Source organism: Burkholderia sp. APQ4-4ca (genome assembly GCF_057837105.1).
In genome coordinates this window covers 1-14,199 of sequence record NZ_JBYQCG010000099.1, presented here as the reverse complement: position 1 = coordinate 14,199, position 14,199 = coordinate 1, and the positions used below count along the sequence as shown (strand labels likewise).

General features: G+C 70.0%; 12 protein-coding genes. 8 read left to right on the top strand and 4 right to left on the bottom strand.

Features of this window, described 5'->3' with window-relative positions; genetic code table 11:
- The first annotated feature begins 13 nt into the window (after positions 1-13).
- Entirely contained in the window at positions 14-1,015 is a 1,002-nt protein-coding gene (locus AC3IFE_RS11665; protein WP_089468613.1) for an FAD binding domain-containing protein, read from the top strand.
- Positions 1,012-3,237, top strand: a complete 2,226-nt coding sequence (locus tag AC3IFE_RS11660; RefSeq protein WP_489190632.1) for a xanthine dehydrogenase family protein molybdopterin-binding subunit — start codon at positions 1,012-1,014, stop codon at positions 3,235-3,237. The genes AC3IFE_RS11665 and AC3IFE_RS11660 overlap by 4 nt, the downstream gene beginning before the upstream one ends.
- Positions 3,238-3,258: 21 nt before the next feature.
- Here the strand turns inward: AC3IFE_RS11660 and AC3IFE_RS11655 are convergent, their stop codons facing one another.
- Entirely contained in the window at positions 3,259-3,609 is a 351-nt protein-coding gene (locus AC3IFE_RS11655) for a LysR substrate-binding domain-containing protein (protein WP_489190631.1), read from the bottom strand.
- Positions 3,610-3,664: 55 nt separating this feature from the next.
- On the opposite strand from AC3IFE_RS11655, the gene AC3IFE_RS11650 reads away from it, so the two are divergent.
- Positions 3,665-5,866, top strand: coding sequence for a TonB-dependent receptor (locus AC3IFE_RS11650; RefSeq protein WP_489190630.1), 2,202 nt, complete (start codon positions 3,665-3,667; stop codon positions 5,864-5,866).
- A 53-nt stretch (positions 5,867-5,919) separates the two neighbouring features.
- On the opposite strand, the gene AC3IFE_RS11645 is transcribed toward AC3IFE_RS11650, so the two are convergent.
- Positions 5,920-7,200 (bottom strand): MFS transporter, encoded by a 1,281-nt coding sequence (locus AC3IFE_RS11645; protein WP_089468610.1) that lies wholly within the window; start codon positions 7,198-7,200, stop codon positions 5,920-5,922.
- 106 nt (positions 7,201-7,306) lie between these two features.
- On the opposite strand from AC3IFE_RS11645, the gene AC3IFE_RS11640 reads away from it, so the two are divergent.
- Positions 7,307-8,347, top strand: coding sequence for a LysR substrate-binding domain-containing protein (locus AC3IFE_RS11640; RefSeq protein ID WP_489190629.1), 1,041 nt, complete (start codon positions 7,307-7,309; stop codon positions 8,345-8,347).
- A 47-nt stretch (positions 8,348-8,394) separates the two neighbouring features.
- Here the strand turns inward: AC3IFE_RS11640 and dapA are convergent, their stop codons facing one another.
- Positions 8,395-9,282: a 4-hydroxy-tetrahydrodipicolinate synthase gene (gene dapA / locus AC3IFE_RS11635; protein WP_489190628.1), complete on the bottom strand. Its 888-nt coding sequence runs from the start codon at positions 9,280-9,282 to the stop codon at positions 8,395-8,397.
- A 451-nt stretch (positions 9,283-9,733) separates the two neighbouring features.
- On the opposite strand from dapA, the gene AC3IFE_RS11630 reads away from it, so the two are divergent.
- Together AC3IFE_RS11630 and AC3IFE_RS11625 are read left to right on the top strand one after the other, a co-directional pair.
- On the top strand, positions 9,734-10,753 hold the full coding sequence (locus AC3IFE_RS11630; RefSeq protein WP_089468606.1) for a sulfate ABC transporter substrate-binding protein: 1,020 nt from the start codon (positions 9,734-9,736) through the stop codon (positions 10,751-10,753).
- 165 nt (positions 10,754-10,918) lie between these two features.
- Positions 10,919-11,893 carry an ion channel gene (locus AC3IFE_RS11625; RefSeq protein ID WP_489190627.1) on the top strand — a complete coding sequence of 325 codons (975 nt, stop codon included), beginning with the start codon at positions 10,919-10,921 and terminating at the stop codon, positions 11,891-11,893.
- A 32-nt stretch (positions 11,894-11,925) separates the two neighbouring features.
- Here AC3IFE_RS11625 and AC3IFE_RS11620 read toward each other — a convergent pair whose 3' ends face one another.
- Complete coding sequence (locus AC3IFE_RS11620; protein ID WP_489190626.1) at positions 11,926-12,540, bottom strand: glutathione S-transferase family protein; 615 nt, start codon at positions 12,538-12,540, stop codon at positions 11,926-11,928.
- 341 nt (positions 12,541-12,881) lie between these two features.
- Between AC3IFE_RS11620 and AC3IFE_RS11615 the strand changes: the two genes are divergently transcribed.
- On the top strand, positions 12,882-13,439 hold the full coding sequence (locus AC3IFE_RS11615) for a DapH/DapD/GlmU-related protein (protein ID WP_489190625.1): 558 nt from the start codon (positions 12,882-12,884) through the stop codon (positions 13,437-13,439).
- A 543-nt stretch (positions 13,440-13,982) separates the two neighbouring features.
- Positions 13,983-14,199, top strand: a 217-nt coding sequence (locus AC3IFE_RS11610) for a hypothetical protein (protein WP_489190624.1), incomplete at its 3' end; no start/stop codon positions are given.

Genomic DNA, 14,199 nt, shown 5'->3' with positions numbered 1-14,199 from the left:
GGAGGCCACGGCAATGGAAGCGATCTCCTACGAACGCGCGACCGACGTCGCCGGCGCCGTGCGCGCGGCGCAGCGGCCCGGCGCGGCCTTCATCGGCGGCGGCACGAACCTGCTGGACCTGATGAAGGGCGGCGTCGCGCGGCCCGTCGCGCTCATCGACATCACGCGCATCGCGGGCCTCGATACGGTCGACGCGCTGCCCGGCGGCGGCGTGCGCATCGGCGCGCTCGTGCGCAACAGCGAGGCGGCCGATCATCCGCACCTGCGCGCCGACTATCCGCTGCTGTCGCAGGCGCTGCTCGCCGGCGCGTCCGCGCAATTGCGCAACATGGCGACCGTCGGCGGCAACCTGATGCAGCGCACGCGTTGCCCGTATTTCTACGATCCCGCGTTCGCGCAATGCAACAAGCGCGCGCCGGGCAGCGGCTGCGCGGCGATCGGCGGTCACAACCGGATGCACGCGATCCTCGGCGCCAGTCCGCAGTGCGTGGCGGTGAACCCGTCGGACATGAGCGTCGCGCTCGCCGCGCTCGACGCCGTCGTGCAGGTGAGCGGCCCGCGCGGCGCACGGCAGATTCCGATCGCGTCGTTTCACCGCTTGCCCGGCGATCGTCCCGATCTCGACACGACGCTCGAACCGGGCGAGCTGATCACCGCGGTGGACCTGCCGCCGCCGCGCTTCGCCGACCATGCGCACTATCTGAAGGTGCGCGATCGCGCGAGCTACGCGTTCGCGCTGGTGTCGGTCGCGGCCGCGTTGCGGATGGACGGTCCGCGCATCGCCGACGCGCGCATCGCGCTCGGCGGCGTCGCGCACAAGCCGTTGCGGGCAATGGAGGCGGAAGCGCATCTCGTTGGCCGCACGCCGACCGACGCGACGCTGCGCGAGGCGGCCGCGCTGGCGTTGCGCGATGCGCGGCCGCTCGACGGTAATGGCTTCAAGGTCGCGCTCGCCCAGCGGGCGATCGTCCGAGCGGTCGGAACGGCAGCCGCCACGACAGGAGGGGCCGCATGAACACGATGACGGGACAACCGCTCGACCGTGTCGACGGGGTACTGAAGGTGACGGGCGGCGCGCACTACGCGGCCGAATTCTCCGATGCGCGGCTCGCGCACGCGGTGCTCGTGACGAGCACGATCGCGTCCGGGCGCATCGAGTCGATCGATGCGGCGCGCGCCCGCGCGATGCCGGGCGTGCTGATCGTGATCACGCACGAGAACGCGATGCGGCTGCCCGACGGCGGCCGGCCGCCGCTGTCGCCGCCGGCCGGGCGCCGGCTCACGTTGCTGCAGGACGACACGGTGCGCTACAGCAACGAACCGGTCGCGGTCGTCGTCGCCGACACGCTCGAGCAGGCGACCGACGCCGCGCAGGCCGTGCAGGTGCGCTATCGCGCGACCGATGCCGCCGCGGATTTCGCGCAGGCCAAGCGCGGCGCGCGCGTGCCGCCGAAGCAGCAGGGCCGCCCGATGGATACGCAGCGCGGCGACGTCGACGCGGGCTTGCGCGAAGGCGCGGTGCGCGTCGACGCGACCTATACGACGCCGATGCAGCATCACAACCCGATCGAGCCGCACGCGACGATGGCGCGCTGGGACGGCCCGACGCTCACGCTGCACGATGCGACGCAGGGCGTGTCGGGCGCGAGCACGGCGGTGGCCGCCGTGTTCGGCATCGCACCGGAACACGTGCGCGTGATTTCGCCGTTCCTCGGCGGCGGTTTCGGCTGCAAGGGCTCGTCGTGGTCGCACGTGTCGTTGTGCGCGATGGCCGCGAAGCAGGTCGGGCGCCCGGTTCGTCTCGCGCTGACGCGGCCGCAGATGTTCGGCCCGGTCGGCGGGCGGCCGTTCACCGAACAGCGCATCGTGCTGGCCGCCCGCCGGGACGGCATGTTGACGGCGATGCGCCACGACACGATCGCCACCACGTCGACGTTCGAGGACTGGATGGAGATGTGCGGGATGCCGTCGCGGATCATGTACGCGGTGCCGAACCACGCGACCACGCACCGGATCGTGTCGCTGAACGTCGGCACGCCGACGTTCATGCGCGCGCCCGGCGAGGCGTCGGGCTCGTTCGCGCTCGAATCGGCGATGGACGAGCTCGCGTGGCAACTCGGGATGGACCCGGTCGCGCTGCGGCTCGCGAATTACGCCGAGGTCGACCCGCAGGACGGCAAGCCGTGGTCGAGCAACAAGCTGCGCGAATGCTACGAGGTCGGCGCGCGGCGCTTCGGCTGGTCGCGGCGCACCGGCGCGCCGCGCACGATGCGCGACGGCGACACGCTGATCGGCCTCGGGATGGCGGCCGCCACGTATCCGGCGAACCGCAGCGAAGCGTCGGCGCGGGCGCGCATCCTGCCGGACGGCACGGCCGAAGTCGCGTCGGGCACGCAGGACATCGGCACCGGTACCTACACGGTGATGACGCAGGTCGCGGCCGATGCGCTCGGTTTCGCGCCGCAGAACGTGCGCTTTGTGCTCGGCGATTCGAGCCTGCCGCGCGCGCCGGTATCGGGCGGCTCGCAATCCGCGGCGAGCGTGGCGCCCGCCGTGCGCGAGGCCGCGCTGCAGGCGCGCGCGAAGCTGATCGCGCTGGCGATCGCCGATCCGGGTTCGCCGCTGCACGGCGCCGCGGCCGACGACGTGACGGTCGACGACGGCTGGGTCGTGCAGCGCGGCGAGCCGTCGCGGCGCGATCCGGCCGCGGCGGTGATCGCGCGCGCGGGCGGCCGGCCGATCGACGCGCAGGCGACGACGAAGCCGGGCGACGAGAAGTCGCGTTATGCGTCCCATTCGTTCGGCGCGGTATTCGCCGAAGTGCACGTCGACGCCGAGCTCGGCACGATTCGCGTACCGCGCATCGTCGGCGTCTACAGCGTCGGCAGCCTGCTCAACGCGAAAACGGCACGCAGCCAGTTGATCGGCGGGATGGTGTGGGGGCTCGGCACCGCGCTCGAGGAGGGCTCGCATCTCGACGTGCGGCACGGCCGCTTCACGAACGCGAATCTCGCCGAATATCACGTGCCCGTGAACGCGGACATCGGCGAGCTCGACGTGAGTTTCGTCGACGAAAGCGACACGCATTTCAATCCGCTCGGCATTCGCGGCATCGGCGAAATCGGCATCACCGGCGTGCCGGCCGCGATCGCCAATGCGGTCTATCACGCGACCGGCGTGCGGGTGCGCGATCTGCCGATCACGCTCGACAAGGTGGCGATGCCGATGCGCGCGTGAGCGTCGGCGTCGGCGTGGGCGTCAGCGCCGCGGCGTCCTGCGCCGCACTTCGCTGCGCAGCCAGTCGAGCCACGCGCGGATCGCCGCTTCGTGAGGATGGTCGGGGCGCCACACGACGTAGTGCGCGTACACGTCGGCGATGCGCACCGTCGATATGCGCACGAGCGTGCCGTCCGCGAGTTCGGGCTCGATCAGCGAGCGGCGCGCGAGGGCGACGCCGCGGCCTTGCAGCGCCGCGTCGATCAACGCGTTCGCATCGGTGAAGCGCATCGATCGAAGTCGCGCTCGCCGACGGCCGCACGTGGGCCGAGCCCGGCCGTTTCGTTCGGCGATTCGTTCGGACGGCGAAGTTCGGACGTGTCCAATTGCCATGTCGCACTCCATTCTATTGAATGAGAAGCATTCTCATCAATAGAATGGAGTGAACATGAGCCGTTGCATCCAGTCGAGCGCGACGCCGCCGCGGCGCGCGACCGCATCCGTCGCGTTCGCGATGATGACCTGTGCGGTCGCGCCGGCAGGCGCGGAGGAAGGCGAGCCGCGCCACGCGCCGCACCTGGACCCGATCGTCGTGCACGGCGCGCGCGACGCCGGTTCGCGCGTCGACCGGTCGGGTTCCGCCAAATATGCGACGCCGCTGCTCGACGTGCCGCAGACGATCACCGTTGTGCCGCGCGCGGTGCTCGACGAACAGCAGGCGCTGAGCTTGCGCGAGGCGCTGTCGAACGTCGCGGGCATCACGTTCAACGCCGGCGAGGGCGGCGGTGGGTCGGGCGACCTATTCAATATCCGCGGTTTCGGCGCGAACGCGAACCTGCAGCTCGACGGGCTGCGCGACAGCGCGCAGAACAATCGCAGCGACCTGTTCAACGTCGAGGCGGTCGAGGTGATCAAGGGGCCGAACTCGGTGTTCGGCGGCGCCGGCACGACGGGCGGCTCGGTGAACCTGGTCAGCAAGACACCGAAGGCGGGTGCGTTCACCGAGGCCGGCACGATGCTCGGCACATCGGACTACCGCCGCGTGACGCTCGATGCGAACCGGCCGCTGCCCGGCTCCGACGGCCGCGCGGCGTTCCGCCTGAATGCGATGGCGCACGTCAACGACGTGCCCGGCCGCGACGACGTCCGCAAGCGGCGCTGGGGCATCGCGCCGTCGCTCGCGTTCGGTCTCGGCACGCCGACGCGCGTCACGCTCGGCTATTTCCACCAGTACGACAACAACCTGCCCGACTACGGGCTGCCGGCGCACAACGGCCAGGTGCTGGCCGGCGTGCCGCGCGACCGCTATTTCGGCTGGCGCAATCTCGACCGCGAGCGCATCACGTCGGATACGTTCACCGTGAAGGCCGAACACGACGTGTCGTCCGGCCTGAAGGTGCAGAACCTGAGCCGCTATGCGCACCTGAATCGCGACACGGTGATTTCGGCGTCGCACGTGAACCTGCAGGGCCTGCCGCCGGGGCGCTACAAGCCGGCCGGGCCGCAGGGCTATGGCCGCGATGCGTCGACCGCGATGTGGGCGAACCAGACGAACGTCACCGGCGCGTTCTCGACGTTCGGCATCGGGCATACGCTGGTCACGGGTTTCGAGATCTCGCGCGAGACGTACGGCCGCACGACCTATTCGTACGGGCTCAACCGCTTCTACCCGGCCGACGGCTTCGCGCTCGCCGCGCCGCCCGGCGTGTGGCGCGGCCCGGCGCAGCGCCAGGACAGCGCGCGCAACGACACCGCGCTGGTCGTGAAGGCGCTGTACGCGTTCGACACGATCTCGGTCGGCCGCTACTGGGACATCGACGTCGGGCTGCGGCACGACTGGATCGACGGGTGGTCGGAAGGGACCGCGGCCGGCAAGCCGACCGAGCGCGCGGACACCGCCGATCGACATCTGAGCACGCGCGCGGGGCTCGTGTTCAAGCCGACCGACAACGGTCGCGCGTATTTCGCGTACGGCACGTCGTTCAACCCGTCCGCCGAATTCCTCGTGACCACCGGCTCCGGCGTGAGCGCGGCGACCGGCGCGCTCGCGCCCGAGAAAAACGAGAGCTTCGAACTCGGTGCGAAATGGGAAGGACTCGCGGGCATCGCGCTGAACGGCGCGCTGTTCCAGACCGAAAAGAAGAACGCGCGCGAACGCATGGCCGACGGCAGCTATGCGCTCGCGGGCCGGCAACGCGTGCGCGGCGTGGAGCTCGGCGCCGCCGGCAAGGTGACGCCGCGCTGGGACGTGTTCGCGAACTACACGTATCTGGCGAGCGTGACGCTCAGCTCGCCGTCGTCGCCGCGGCGCGACGGGCAGGCGCTCGGCAACACGCCGCGGCACGCGTTCAACGTGTGGACGACCTATCGGTTGCCGGCGGGCTGGACGCTCGGCTACGGTTCGCACTTCGTCGGCCGACGCAACGTGACGTCGCAGGGCGACGGCAAGCTCGGCGCGTACTGGGTGCACAACCTGATGGCGAGCTACGACGTGAGCCGCCGGCTGCGCATTCAGCTGAACGTCGACAATCTGTTCGATCGCGCGTACGTCGAACGCGTGCGGCAGGTGTCGGGCAGCGAATCGCGGTCGTCGGCGGTCGAGCTCGGCGACGGCCGTTCGGCGATGCTGTCCGCCGTGTACAAGTTCTGACCGCGCAGCGCGACGGCGGCTGCCACTCGACGCCGTCGGCCGCCGCGCGCCCGTCAGCGCGCGAACAGCGGATAGGTCGCGGCGGCGATCAACGCCGCGGCGAGCCACACCACGCTCCACGAACTCGCGGCGAGCAGCGGCGGAATCGCGAGCGGCGTCGCGAACAGCCCGAGGTAGACGACCGTGTTGGCCATCCCGAGCGCGGTGCCGGCGTGGTTCGCGCCCGCGAGCGTCGCGAGTTCCGTGTACGCGACGCCGTGCCATGCCGACACGCAGATGCCGGCGAACACGAGAATCGCGACGATCGCGGCGAGCGGTACATGCGGGCTGCCGGCCGTTGCTGCGGCGAGCAGCGTGAACGACCCGGCGGCGACGAACACGGAACCGCGCAGGTACGCGCGCCGGTTGCCGTGCCGGTCGGTATGGCGGCCGCTCCAGACGCGCACCGCCATCGCGCCGAGCTGCAGCGCGACCATCGCCGCGCTGATGCCGGCGAGGCCGAGCCGGCCGAAATCGTGCAGGAACACCGTCGCGAACGTGAGCACCGCGAACTGCGGCGTGCACAGCAAGCCGATGCCGAGCACGATGCGCCATACGGGGCCGCTCGCGAGCGGATTGCGCGCGTGGCCGGCGGGCTGCGGTCGTTGTGCGGCGAGACGCGTGGCGAGCGGCGTGGCGACGTGCACCGCCGCCGGCACAGCGGGTGGCTCGTGCAGCCAGCGCCAGGTGAGCGCGGCCGATCCCGCGCACAGCAGCATCAGCGCACCGAACACCGCGGCGAAGCCGGCATGCGACGCGAGCGACGGCAGCAGCGCCGCGCCGAGGCCGCCGCCGAGCGGCACGGCCGTCTGACGGATGCTCATCGCGAGTCCGCGCTCGCGCTCGCCGAACCAGCGCATCACCGCGCGTCCGCTCGATCCGTTCACGCTGCCGCCGAGCAGGCCGACGCAGCCCATGGCCGCGACGACGCGCATCAGCGGCGGCACCGCGTGCGCGGTCGGGGCGATCGTGCACATCATCAGCGCGAGCATCGCGGCCGTCGCGACGAGCCCGGTCAGCAGCACGCGGCGATCGCCGAAGCGGTCGGCGGCGATCCCCCACGGCAGCTCGGACAGCGCGACGCCGAAGCCGAGCGCGCCGAGCACGAGGCCGAGCGCGCCGTTGTCGAGGTGATAGGCCGAGCGCATCCACACGGCCGTGGTCGGAATGCCGGCCGCGGCGGCCGAAAAGCTCATGTTCGCGGCGACGCCGGCCGCCAGCACGCGCCAGCGATGGGTCTGCCCGCGGGCGGCGCGGGCAGGCGAAGAGGGGGAAGCGATGCACGAGGTATCCATGACGGCAAGCCCGATTCGAAGTTGACGGCCTCAGTCTGCCGGCCTACATTAATCCTGAAAATCGGAAAGTTTTTGATGAATCGTTCGATAAATCAGGATGGTTGAGATGTCCGGACAAGACATGCCCCGCGACGGCGGCGAGCCGCTCGCGGGCGCCGATGCCGCGCTGGCGCGGCCCAACTTCGACGTCGCGGCGCTGCGCAGCCTCGTCGCAGGCGTGGATCTCGGCAGTTTCGCGAAGGCGGCCGACCGCGTCGCGCGCTCGTCTTCGGCGGTGAGCGCGCAGATCCGCAAGCTCGAGGAGCAGGCCGGCACCCCGCTGTTCGTGAAAGCCGGACGCGGGCTCGCGCTGACCGACGCCGGCGACGCGATGCTGCGCTACGCGCGGCGGATGATCGAGCTGAACGACGAGGCGGCCGCGGCCGTGCGTGGCGTGAAGCTCGACGGCTGGGTACGGGTCGGGCTGCAGGAGGATTTCGGCGAAGCGATCCTGCCGGACGTGCTCGGGCGGTTCGCGCGAGCGCATCCGAAGGTGAAGATCGAGGCCCGCGTGGCGCGCAACGCCGATCTGCTGGACCGGCTCGATGCGAACCAGCTCGATCTGGCGCTCGTGTGGGGCGACCCGGCGTCGGCGGCGCTCGTGTCGCGGGCGGGGATCGACGGCGAAGCGGTCGCGCACGTGCCGATGCAATGGATCGGCGCGGTGGCGGGCGGGGGCGTCGGGGTGCCGGATGCTGGCGGAGACGCGGGCGGGGAGGGTGTCGGCGAAACCGGCGGTCGTGCCGTGCGTGGGAGGGACGACCCGTTGCCGCTCGTCGTGTTCGACCGGCCGTGCCGGTTCTTCGGTGCGGCGACCGATGCGCTGGACCGGGCCGGCGTGCCGTGGCGCGTCGCGTTCACGACGCCGAGCCTGGCCGGACTATGGGCGGCCGCGGCGGCCGGCCTCGGGCTGACGGTGCGCTCGCATTACGGGTTGCCCGCGTCGGTGCGCGTGCTCGACGCCGCGTCGTGCGGGCTGCCGGCGCTGCCGAGCTTGCCGCTGATCCTGCTGCGGCGCACGTCGTCGGCGACGCCGACGGTCGACCGGCTCGCGCGGATCGTGACGCAGGCGGTGCGGGGGGCGACGGAGGGGGCGCTTGCGGCGTGATCCCGCAGGTGGCGGCAAGCCAGTGATCGAGCGGCTGGACGTTCGGCCTATTGGAGCAACGACGCGGACGCTTCGAGCTCCGCACAGAGCTTGTCCAACCGCGCCCGCAACCCGTCGCTCGCCGGTACGAACGGCAGCCGCAACCCGTCCTCGCACCATCCTTGCGCGGCGAGCACGGCCTTCACCGGCGCGGGGTTCGGTTCCGCGAACAGCGCCGCGACGAGCGGCTGCAGCGCGACCGACAGGCGCCGCGCGTCGGCGAGCCGCCCGTCGCGCAGCCACGCGTGAATCCGCACGTGCCATTCGGGCAGCACGTGCGCGCTGCTCGCGATCGCGCCGTGCGCGCCCGCGCACATCGCCGCGAAGTTCTGGTTGTCGTCGCCGGACAGGATCGCGAGCGGCGTGTCGTGCACCAGCCGGCTCATCCGGTCGAGCGTGCCGCCGCATTCCTTGATGCCGGCAACGCGCGAGTCGCAGGCGAGCGCCTGCAGCGTGTCCAGTTCGACGTTCACGCCGGTGCGGTACGGGATGTTGTAGACGAGCACCGGCAGGTCGGCCGCGTCGACGATCGCTTCGACATGGCGGCGGATGCCGTCCTGCGTCGGCCGCACGTAGACGGGCGGCGTGACGAGCAGCCCGTCGGGGCGCAGCGCCGCGAGTTCGCGTGCGCGGGCGGCCGCGAAGTGCGTCGCGCTCGCGGTCAGCCCCACGACGATCGGCAGCGCGGGCACGGCGTCGCGCAGCGTCGCGAACACCGCGTCCTGTTCGCGCGCGTCGAGCAGCACGCCTTCGCCGGTCGTCGCGCCCGCGACGAAACCCGCGATGCCCGCGGCCGCATAGTGGCGCGCGAGCCGCGCGAGCGCCGCGTGGTCGACCTCGCCGTGGTGGAACGGCGTGATGATCGGCAGCCAGATACCTTCGAAACGTGTGTTCATGCAAAGCCTCATGGTGGAAACGGAGTGGGAAGGAACCGTTCCGCCGGCGAAGTGCCGGAGCGAGGCGTGCGTGCAAGGAGAAAGAAACGACCTGCGGGCATCCCGTCCGGCATTCGCCTGACGGGACGCGACGTCCCCGTCAGTCGAGGAGTCGTTTTTTCAGTTTCAGCCCGGCCGCGCGCGCACCTGCCGCGAAGGCGGCGAGGATCGAGGGCGAGCGCAGGGTAGCGAACATGGATGAACCGTGAATGGGCTGAGCGGCGATCTTAACACCGGCGCGGCGGCGCGCGCGAGCCCCGGCCGTCGTTTAGCAGAATTCGAGATTTGCTTTCCACGACTGATTGGAAGGCGCGCCGCGGCCGGCCGCTAGAATGCCCGCTTACGTTTCGACGACAGCGCGTACGCGGGCGGTCACGCACATTCACCACCACTGGAAACGGGGCATATCACGATGGCAAGCATCAAGGGGATCGGCCGCTGGCTGCACACGGGCGCGGCGGCGGCGCTGGTCGTGGCGGCGACGGCCGCGCACGCGGACACGTCGATCCTGAACGTGTCGTACGACGTGACGCGCGAGCTGTACAAGGACATCAACACGCGCTTTGCCGCGGCCTACAAGCAGAAGACCGGCGAGACGGTCACGATCAAGCAGTCGCACGGCGCGTCGAGCGCGCAGGCGCTGTCGGTGCTGCAGGGGCTGCAGGCCGACGTCGTGACGATGAACCAGCCGAACGACATCGACCTGCTCGCCGAGCGCGGCCAGCTGCTGCCAAAGGACTGGCGCGCGCGCTTCCCGGACAACAGCTCGCCGTACTCGACGACGATGGTGTTCCTCGTGCGCAAGGGCAACCCGAAGGCGATCAAGGACTGGACCGATCTCGCGAAGCCGGGCGTGCAGGTGATCATCGCGAACCCGAAGACGTCGGGCAACGGCCGCTATGCGTATCTCGCCGCGTGGGGCTTCCAGAAGCAGAAGGGCGCGACCGACCAGCAGGCGCTCGACTTCGAGAAGGCGATCTTCCGCAACGTGCCGGTGCTCGATTCGGGCGGCCGCGGCGCGACGACGACGTTCACGCAGCGCGGCATCGGCGACGTGCTCGTCACGTTCGAGAACGAGGTCGCGCTGATGGATACGGGCGCATCGGGCGCGCAGTTCGACGCCGTGTATCCGTCGGCGAGCATCCTCGCGGAGCCGCCCGTCGCGGTCGTCGACAAGGTGGTCGACAAGAAGGGCACGCGCAAGGTCGCGCAGGCGTATCTCGACTACCTGTATACGCCGGAAGCGCAGGAGATCATCGCGCAGCACCATCTGCGCCCGCGCGACGCGGCCGTGCTGAAGAAGCATGCGGCGGAGTTCAAGGCGCTGAAGACGTTCAGCGTCGAGCAGGTCTTCGGCAGCTGGGCGAACGCGCAGAAGACCCATTTCGCCGACGGCGGCACGTTCGACCAGGTGATCGTCGACCGGAAGTGACCGCGGCGCGCGCCACGCGCGCATCCGCATGACGACGCAGCCGGCCGCTCGTGCGGCCGGCTTTTTTTTCGGCTGCGCGGCGCATTGCCGTTCCCGGCCGGCCCGCGTTCCCGGCCGCCGCCGCGCGTGCTACGCTCATCGCCTTCCTGCAACCGGCGCCCCGCGATGAACGTCGATTCCTCTTCCCCAGCTTCCCGCGGCCGTGGCCGCAAGATCTGGTCGGGCACCCGCCCGGTGATCGCATACGGGATGCCGCCACTCGGCTGGCGCGACTTCTATCACCGCGCGCTGACGGTGAGCTGGCCCGTGTTCTTCCTGTCGCTCGCGGTGCTGTTCCTGCTGCTCAACAGCGGCTTCGCGCTGCTCTATCTGCTCGGTGATGCGCCGATCGCGAACCAGGCGCCGGCCGGCTTCGGCGGCGCATTCTTCTTCAGCGTCGAGACGCTCGCGACTGTCGGATACGGCGACATGCATCCGCAGACGGTCTATGCGCATCTCGTCGCGACGTTCGAGATTTTCGTCGGGATGTCGAGCATCGCGCTGGCCACGGGGCTCGTGTTCGCGCGGTTTTCGCGGCCGCAGGCGAAGATCCTGTTCGCGCGCTACGCGATCGTGCGGCCGCTGAACGGCCGGATGACGCTGATGGTGCGCGCCGCGAATGCCCGCCAGAACGTGATTGCCGAAGCGCAGGCGAAACTGCGGCTGATGCGCGTCGAAGGCACGCACGAGGGCTATGCGCTGCGCAAGATTCACGACCTGCCGCTCGTGCGCAACGAGCATCCGATCTTCCTGCTCGGCTGGAACCTGATGCACGTGATCGACGAGTCGAGCGCGCTGTTCGGCGAGACGCCGGAATCGCTCGCCGCGCGCGACGCGCAATTGCTGATCACGATCGAGGGCTCGGACGAGACGACCGCGCAGGTCATGCAGGCGCGCCACGCGTGGGCGCATGGCGAGATCCGCTGGCGCCACCGCTATGTCGACCTGATGCACGACGAGGAGGGCATCACGCACATCGATTACACGCATTTTCATGAAGTCGTGCCGATCGATGCCGACGACGACACCGACGAACGCGGTTCGCCGGGCGTGGTGATCGACGCGGACGCGGCGTCGTCGGGGCCGGCCGGACAGGCGTGATCGCGGGCGGCGGGGCGCGGCCTCGTTGCGCGTCACGCGTGCAGCAGGCGCGCCGCTTCGCGCTGTTCGATCGCGACCGCGCGGCGGAACGCGTCGCGGTCCTCGGCGCGCGCGACGTAGTCGCCGAGCACGCCGTCGTGCGGCAGCAGATGCGCGTCGAACGCGATTTTCAGCGTGCTCGCGAGCAGCAGGTCGGCGGCGGTGAAGCGCTCGCCGACGAGCCAGCGGCTAGGGGCGAGCGCTTGCGCGAGGGCGCGCTGAACGCGCGCGATGTTGCCCCAGCCGAACGCGACGGGGTTGCCCGACGCGCCGGTGAATTTCTCGGCCATCGCCGGTTCGAGGCAGGTCGGCGTGAAGAACATCCACTGGAGGAAACGGCCGCGCAGCGGATCGTCGAGCGCGACGCCGAGCCCGGCAGCCGGGCAGCGGTCGGCGAGATAGAGCAGCACCGCGCCCGATTCGGCGAACGGCGCGCTGCCGTCGTCGAGCGCGGGCAGCTTGGCCATCGGGTTGACCTGCACGAACGCATCGCTGCCCTGTTCGTGCGAGCGCAGGTCGATCGGCACGAGTTCGTACACCACGCCGATTTCCTCGAGCATCCACAGCGCCCGGAATGCCCGGGTCTTCGGCCAGTAGTAGAGCTTCATCGCGCCTCCGGATTGGGTGCAGCGGTCGATGCTCAAGCGTACCCGAGCGCAGGCGGTTGGGACAGGGCGCCGGGCGAGCGGGGCCTGCGGCGTGGGGCGTCCCGTTCGATTGCATGCGGTGAATCGGGCGAAATACCCCGCAAAGCCTGGCCTAATGGAAGTTCAGAGGCTAACTAGTTATATACAAACTAGTTACTAAAATTAGCCGACGCCGCGGCGGAAATCGGCATGACTACAATGTGGCCGCCCCATTCCGCCGTCCCCGCACAGAGGAACGCGATCGGCGCCCGCGATCGCCGACGCAACTCGCAACGCCGCACTTCACTGGAGCCCCGTCACGCATGACCAACGACGATCGCATCACGATCATTCCGCGCAGAACGCCCGAATCGGCGGCCATGGTGGCCGAGGTCAAACGGGCGATGGCGATCACCGCGCGGCTCAACCGCCTGACGTTCGACGACGCGGCGGACGTACGCGCATTGTTCGGTGAACTGATCGGCACGCAGGTGGACGACGGTTTCACGTTGATCCCGCCGTTCTACGCGACGGGCGGCACCGGCATGAAGGTCGGCCGCAACGTGTTCGTCAACCAGAACTGCACGTTCTACGACCTGGGCGGGCTCGACATCGGCGACGACGTGATGATTGGCCCGAGCGTCAGCCTGATCACGTCCGGTCATCCGGTCGAGCCTTCGCGGCGGCGCGACTGCGTGGTCGCGAAGCCGATCGTGATCGGCCGCAACGTATGGATCGGCGCGGGCGCGACGATCATCGGCGGCGTGACGATCGGCGAGAGCGCGGTCGTCGCGGCCGCGGCCGTCGTCACCCGGGACGTTCCGCCGAATACGCTGGTCGGCGGCAATCCGGCGAAGATCATTCGATCGATTGCGGAATAAAGTCGTCCGGCGCGCGTGCCGGCGCGATGAAACATTGGCGGAGGGATGTGGACAACTCGCCCTCGGAGCCAGTCGAAACGCTGTGCATTTGAACGGTGAGTGTGCCGCCGAGGCCGTCGGGACAAGCCTTTGCGGCTTTTTCAGGTTGTCTCGCGCCGAGTCGTCCGTCGATCGGCGGATGAAGATCCGGTCGGGCGCCCGGTTGTGGATATCCGGGCCTCGAAACGACTCGGCGCCCTGTGGTTTTCACAGGTGAGGATGACCGGAAACTGCGCGAGACATGAAGCGAGGTGTGGACAACTCGCGGCAAGACGAAGCGAAATGCTGTGAAATCCAACGGTGAGTGTCATGCCCCAGCGGGCGGTGCGCCCGCACCGGCGCGGGTTTCCGGCCGTTGCCGCGGTTCGGGGCGACGCGCATTCTAGCCGAATGGCGCGAGTGCGTGACCATCCGATGCGAGTCCCGCGACGTCGATATCCGGCTCCGGCCCCCAATCGAAGGGCTGTGCATTCTAACGGTGAGCGCAGGTGCGTGGTTCGCGACATGCGGATTTCGACGCCGTATCTCCGCCTTTTCCAGCGACTCGGCGCGCTGTGCAATTCGATGGTGAGCGTGAGTCGGCAATCGGCGCGCAACCCGTCGGGATGCGGCCGTGCGTCCGCCGATGCCGCGCGAAGCGGTATTCCTGTCAGGCCCAGGGGCAAGGTTGCGAGCAACGGCTACGCGCGTTCCCATGTGGATATCCGTCCGTGGAAACGAC

What these genes read in the sequence shown, in the direction of transcription:
- AC3IFE_RS11660 (WP_489190632.1), top strand. Translation starts at nt 1,012, where the DNA reads ATGAACACGATGACGGGACAACCGCTCGACCGTGTCGACGGGGTACTG.
- AC3IFE_RS11620 (WP_489190626.1), bottom strand. Translation starts at nt 12,540, where the DNA reads ATGAAGCTCTACTACTGGCCGAAGACCCGGGCATTCCGGGCGCTGTGG.
- AC3IFE_RS11665 (WP_089468613.1), top strand. Translation starts at nt 14, where the DNA reads ATGGAAGCGATCTCCTACGAACGCGCGACCGACGTCGCCGGCGCCGTG.
- AC3IFE_RS11615 (WP_489190625.1), top strand. Translation starts at nt 12,882, where the DNA reads ATGACCAACGACGATCGCATCACGATCATTCCGCGCAGAACGCCCGAA.
- dapA (WP_489190628.1), bottom strand. Translation starts at nt 9,282, where the DNA reads ATGAACACACGTTTCGAAGGTATCTGGCTGCCGATCATCACGCCGTTC.
- AC3IFE_RS11650 (WP_489190630.1), top strand. Translation starts at nt 3,665, where the DNA reads ATGAGCCGTTGCATCCAGTCGAGCGCGACGCCGCCGCGGCGCGCGACC.
- AC3IFE_RS11640 (WP_489190629.1), top strand. Translation starts at nt 7,307, where the DNA reads ATGTCCGGACAAGACATGCCCCGCGACGGCGGCGAGCCGCTCGCGGGC.
- AC3IFE_RS11655 (WP_489190631.1), bottom strand. Translation starts at nt 3,609, where the DNA reads ATGGCAATTGGACACGTCCGAACTTCGCCGTCCGAACGAATCGCCGAA.
- AC3IFE_RS11645 (WP_089468610.1), bottom strand. Translation starts at nt 7,200, where the DNA reads ATGGATACCTCGTGCATCGCTTCCCCCTCTTCGCCTGCCCGCGCCGCC.
- AC3IFE_RS11625 (WP_489190627.1), top strand. Translation starts at nt 10,919, where the DNA reads ATGAACGTCGATTCCTCTTCCCCAGCTTCCCGCGGCCGTGGCCGCAAG.
- AC3IFE_RS11630 (WP_089468606.1), top strand. Translation starts at nt 9,734, where the DNA reads ATGGCAAGCATCAAGGGGATCGGCCGCTGGCTGCACACGGGCGCGGCG.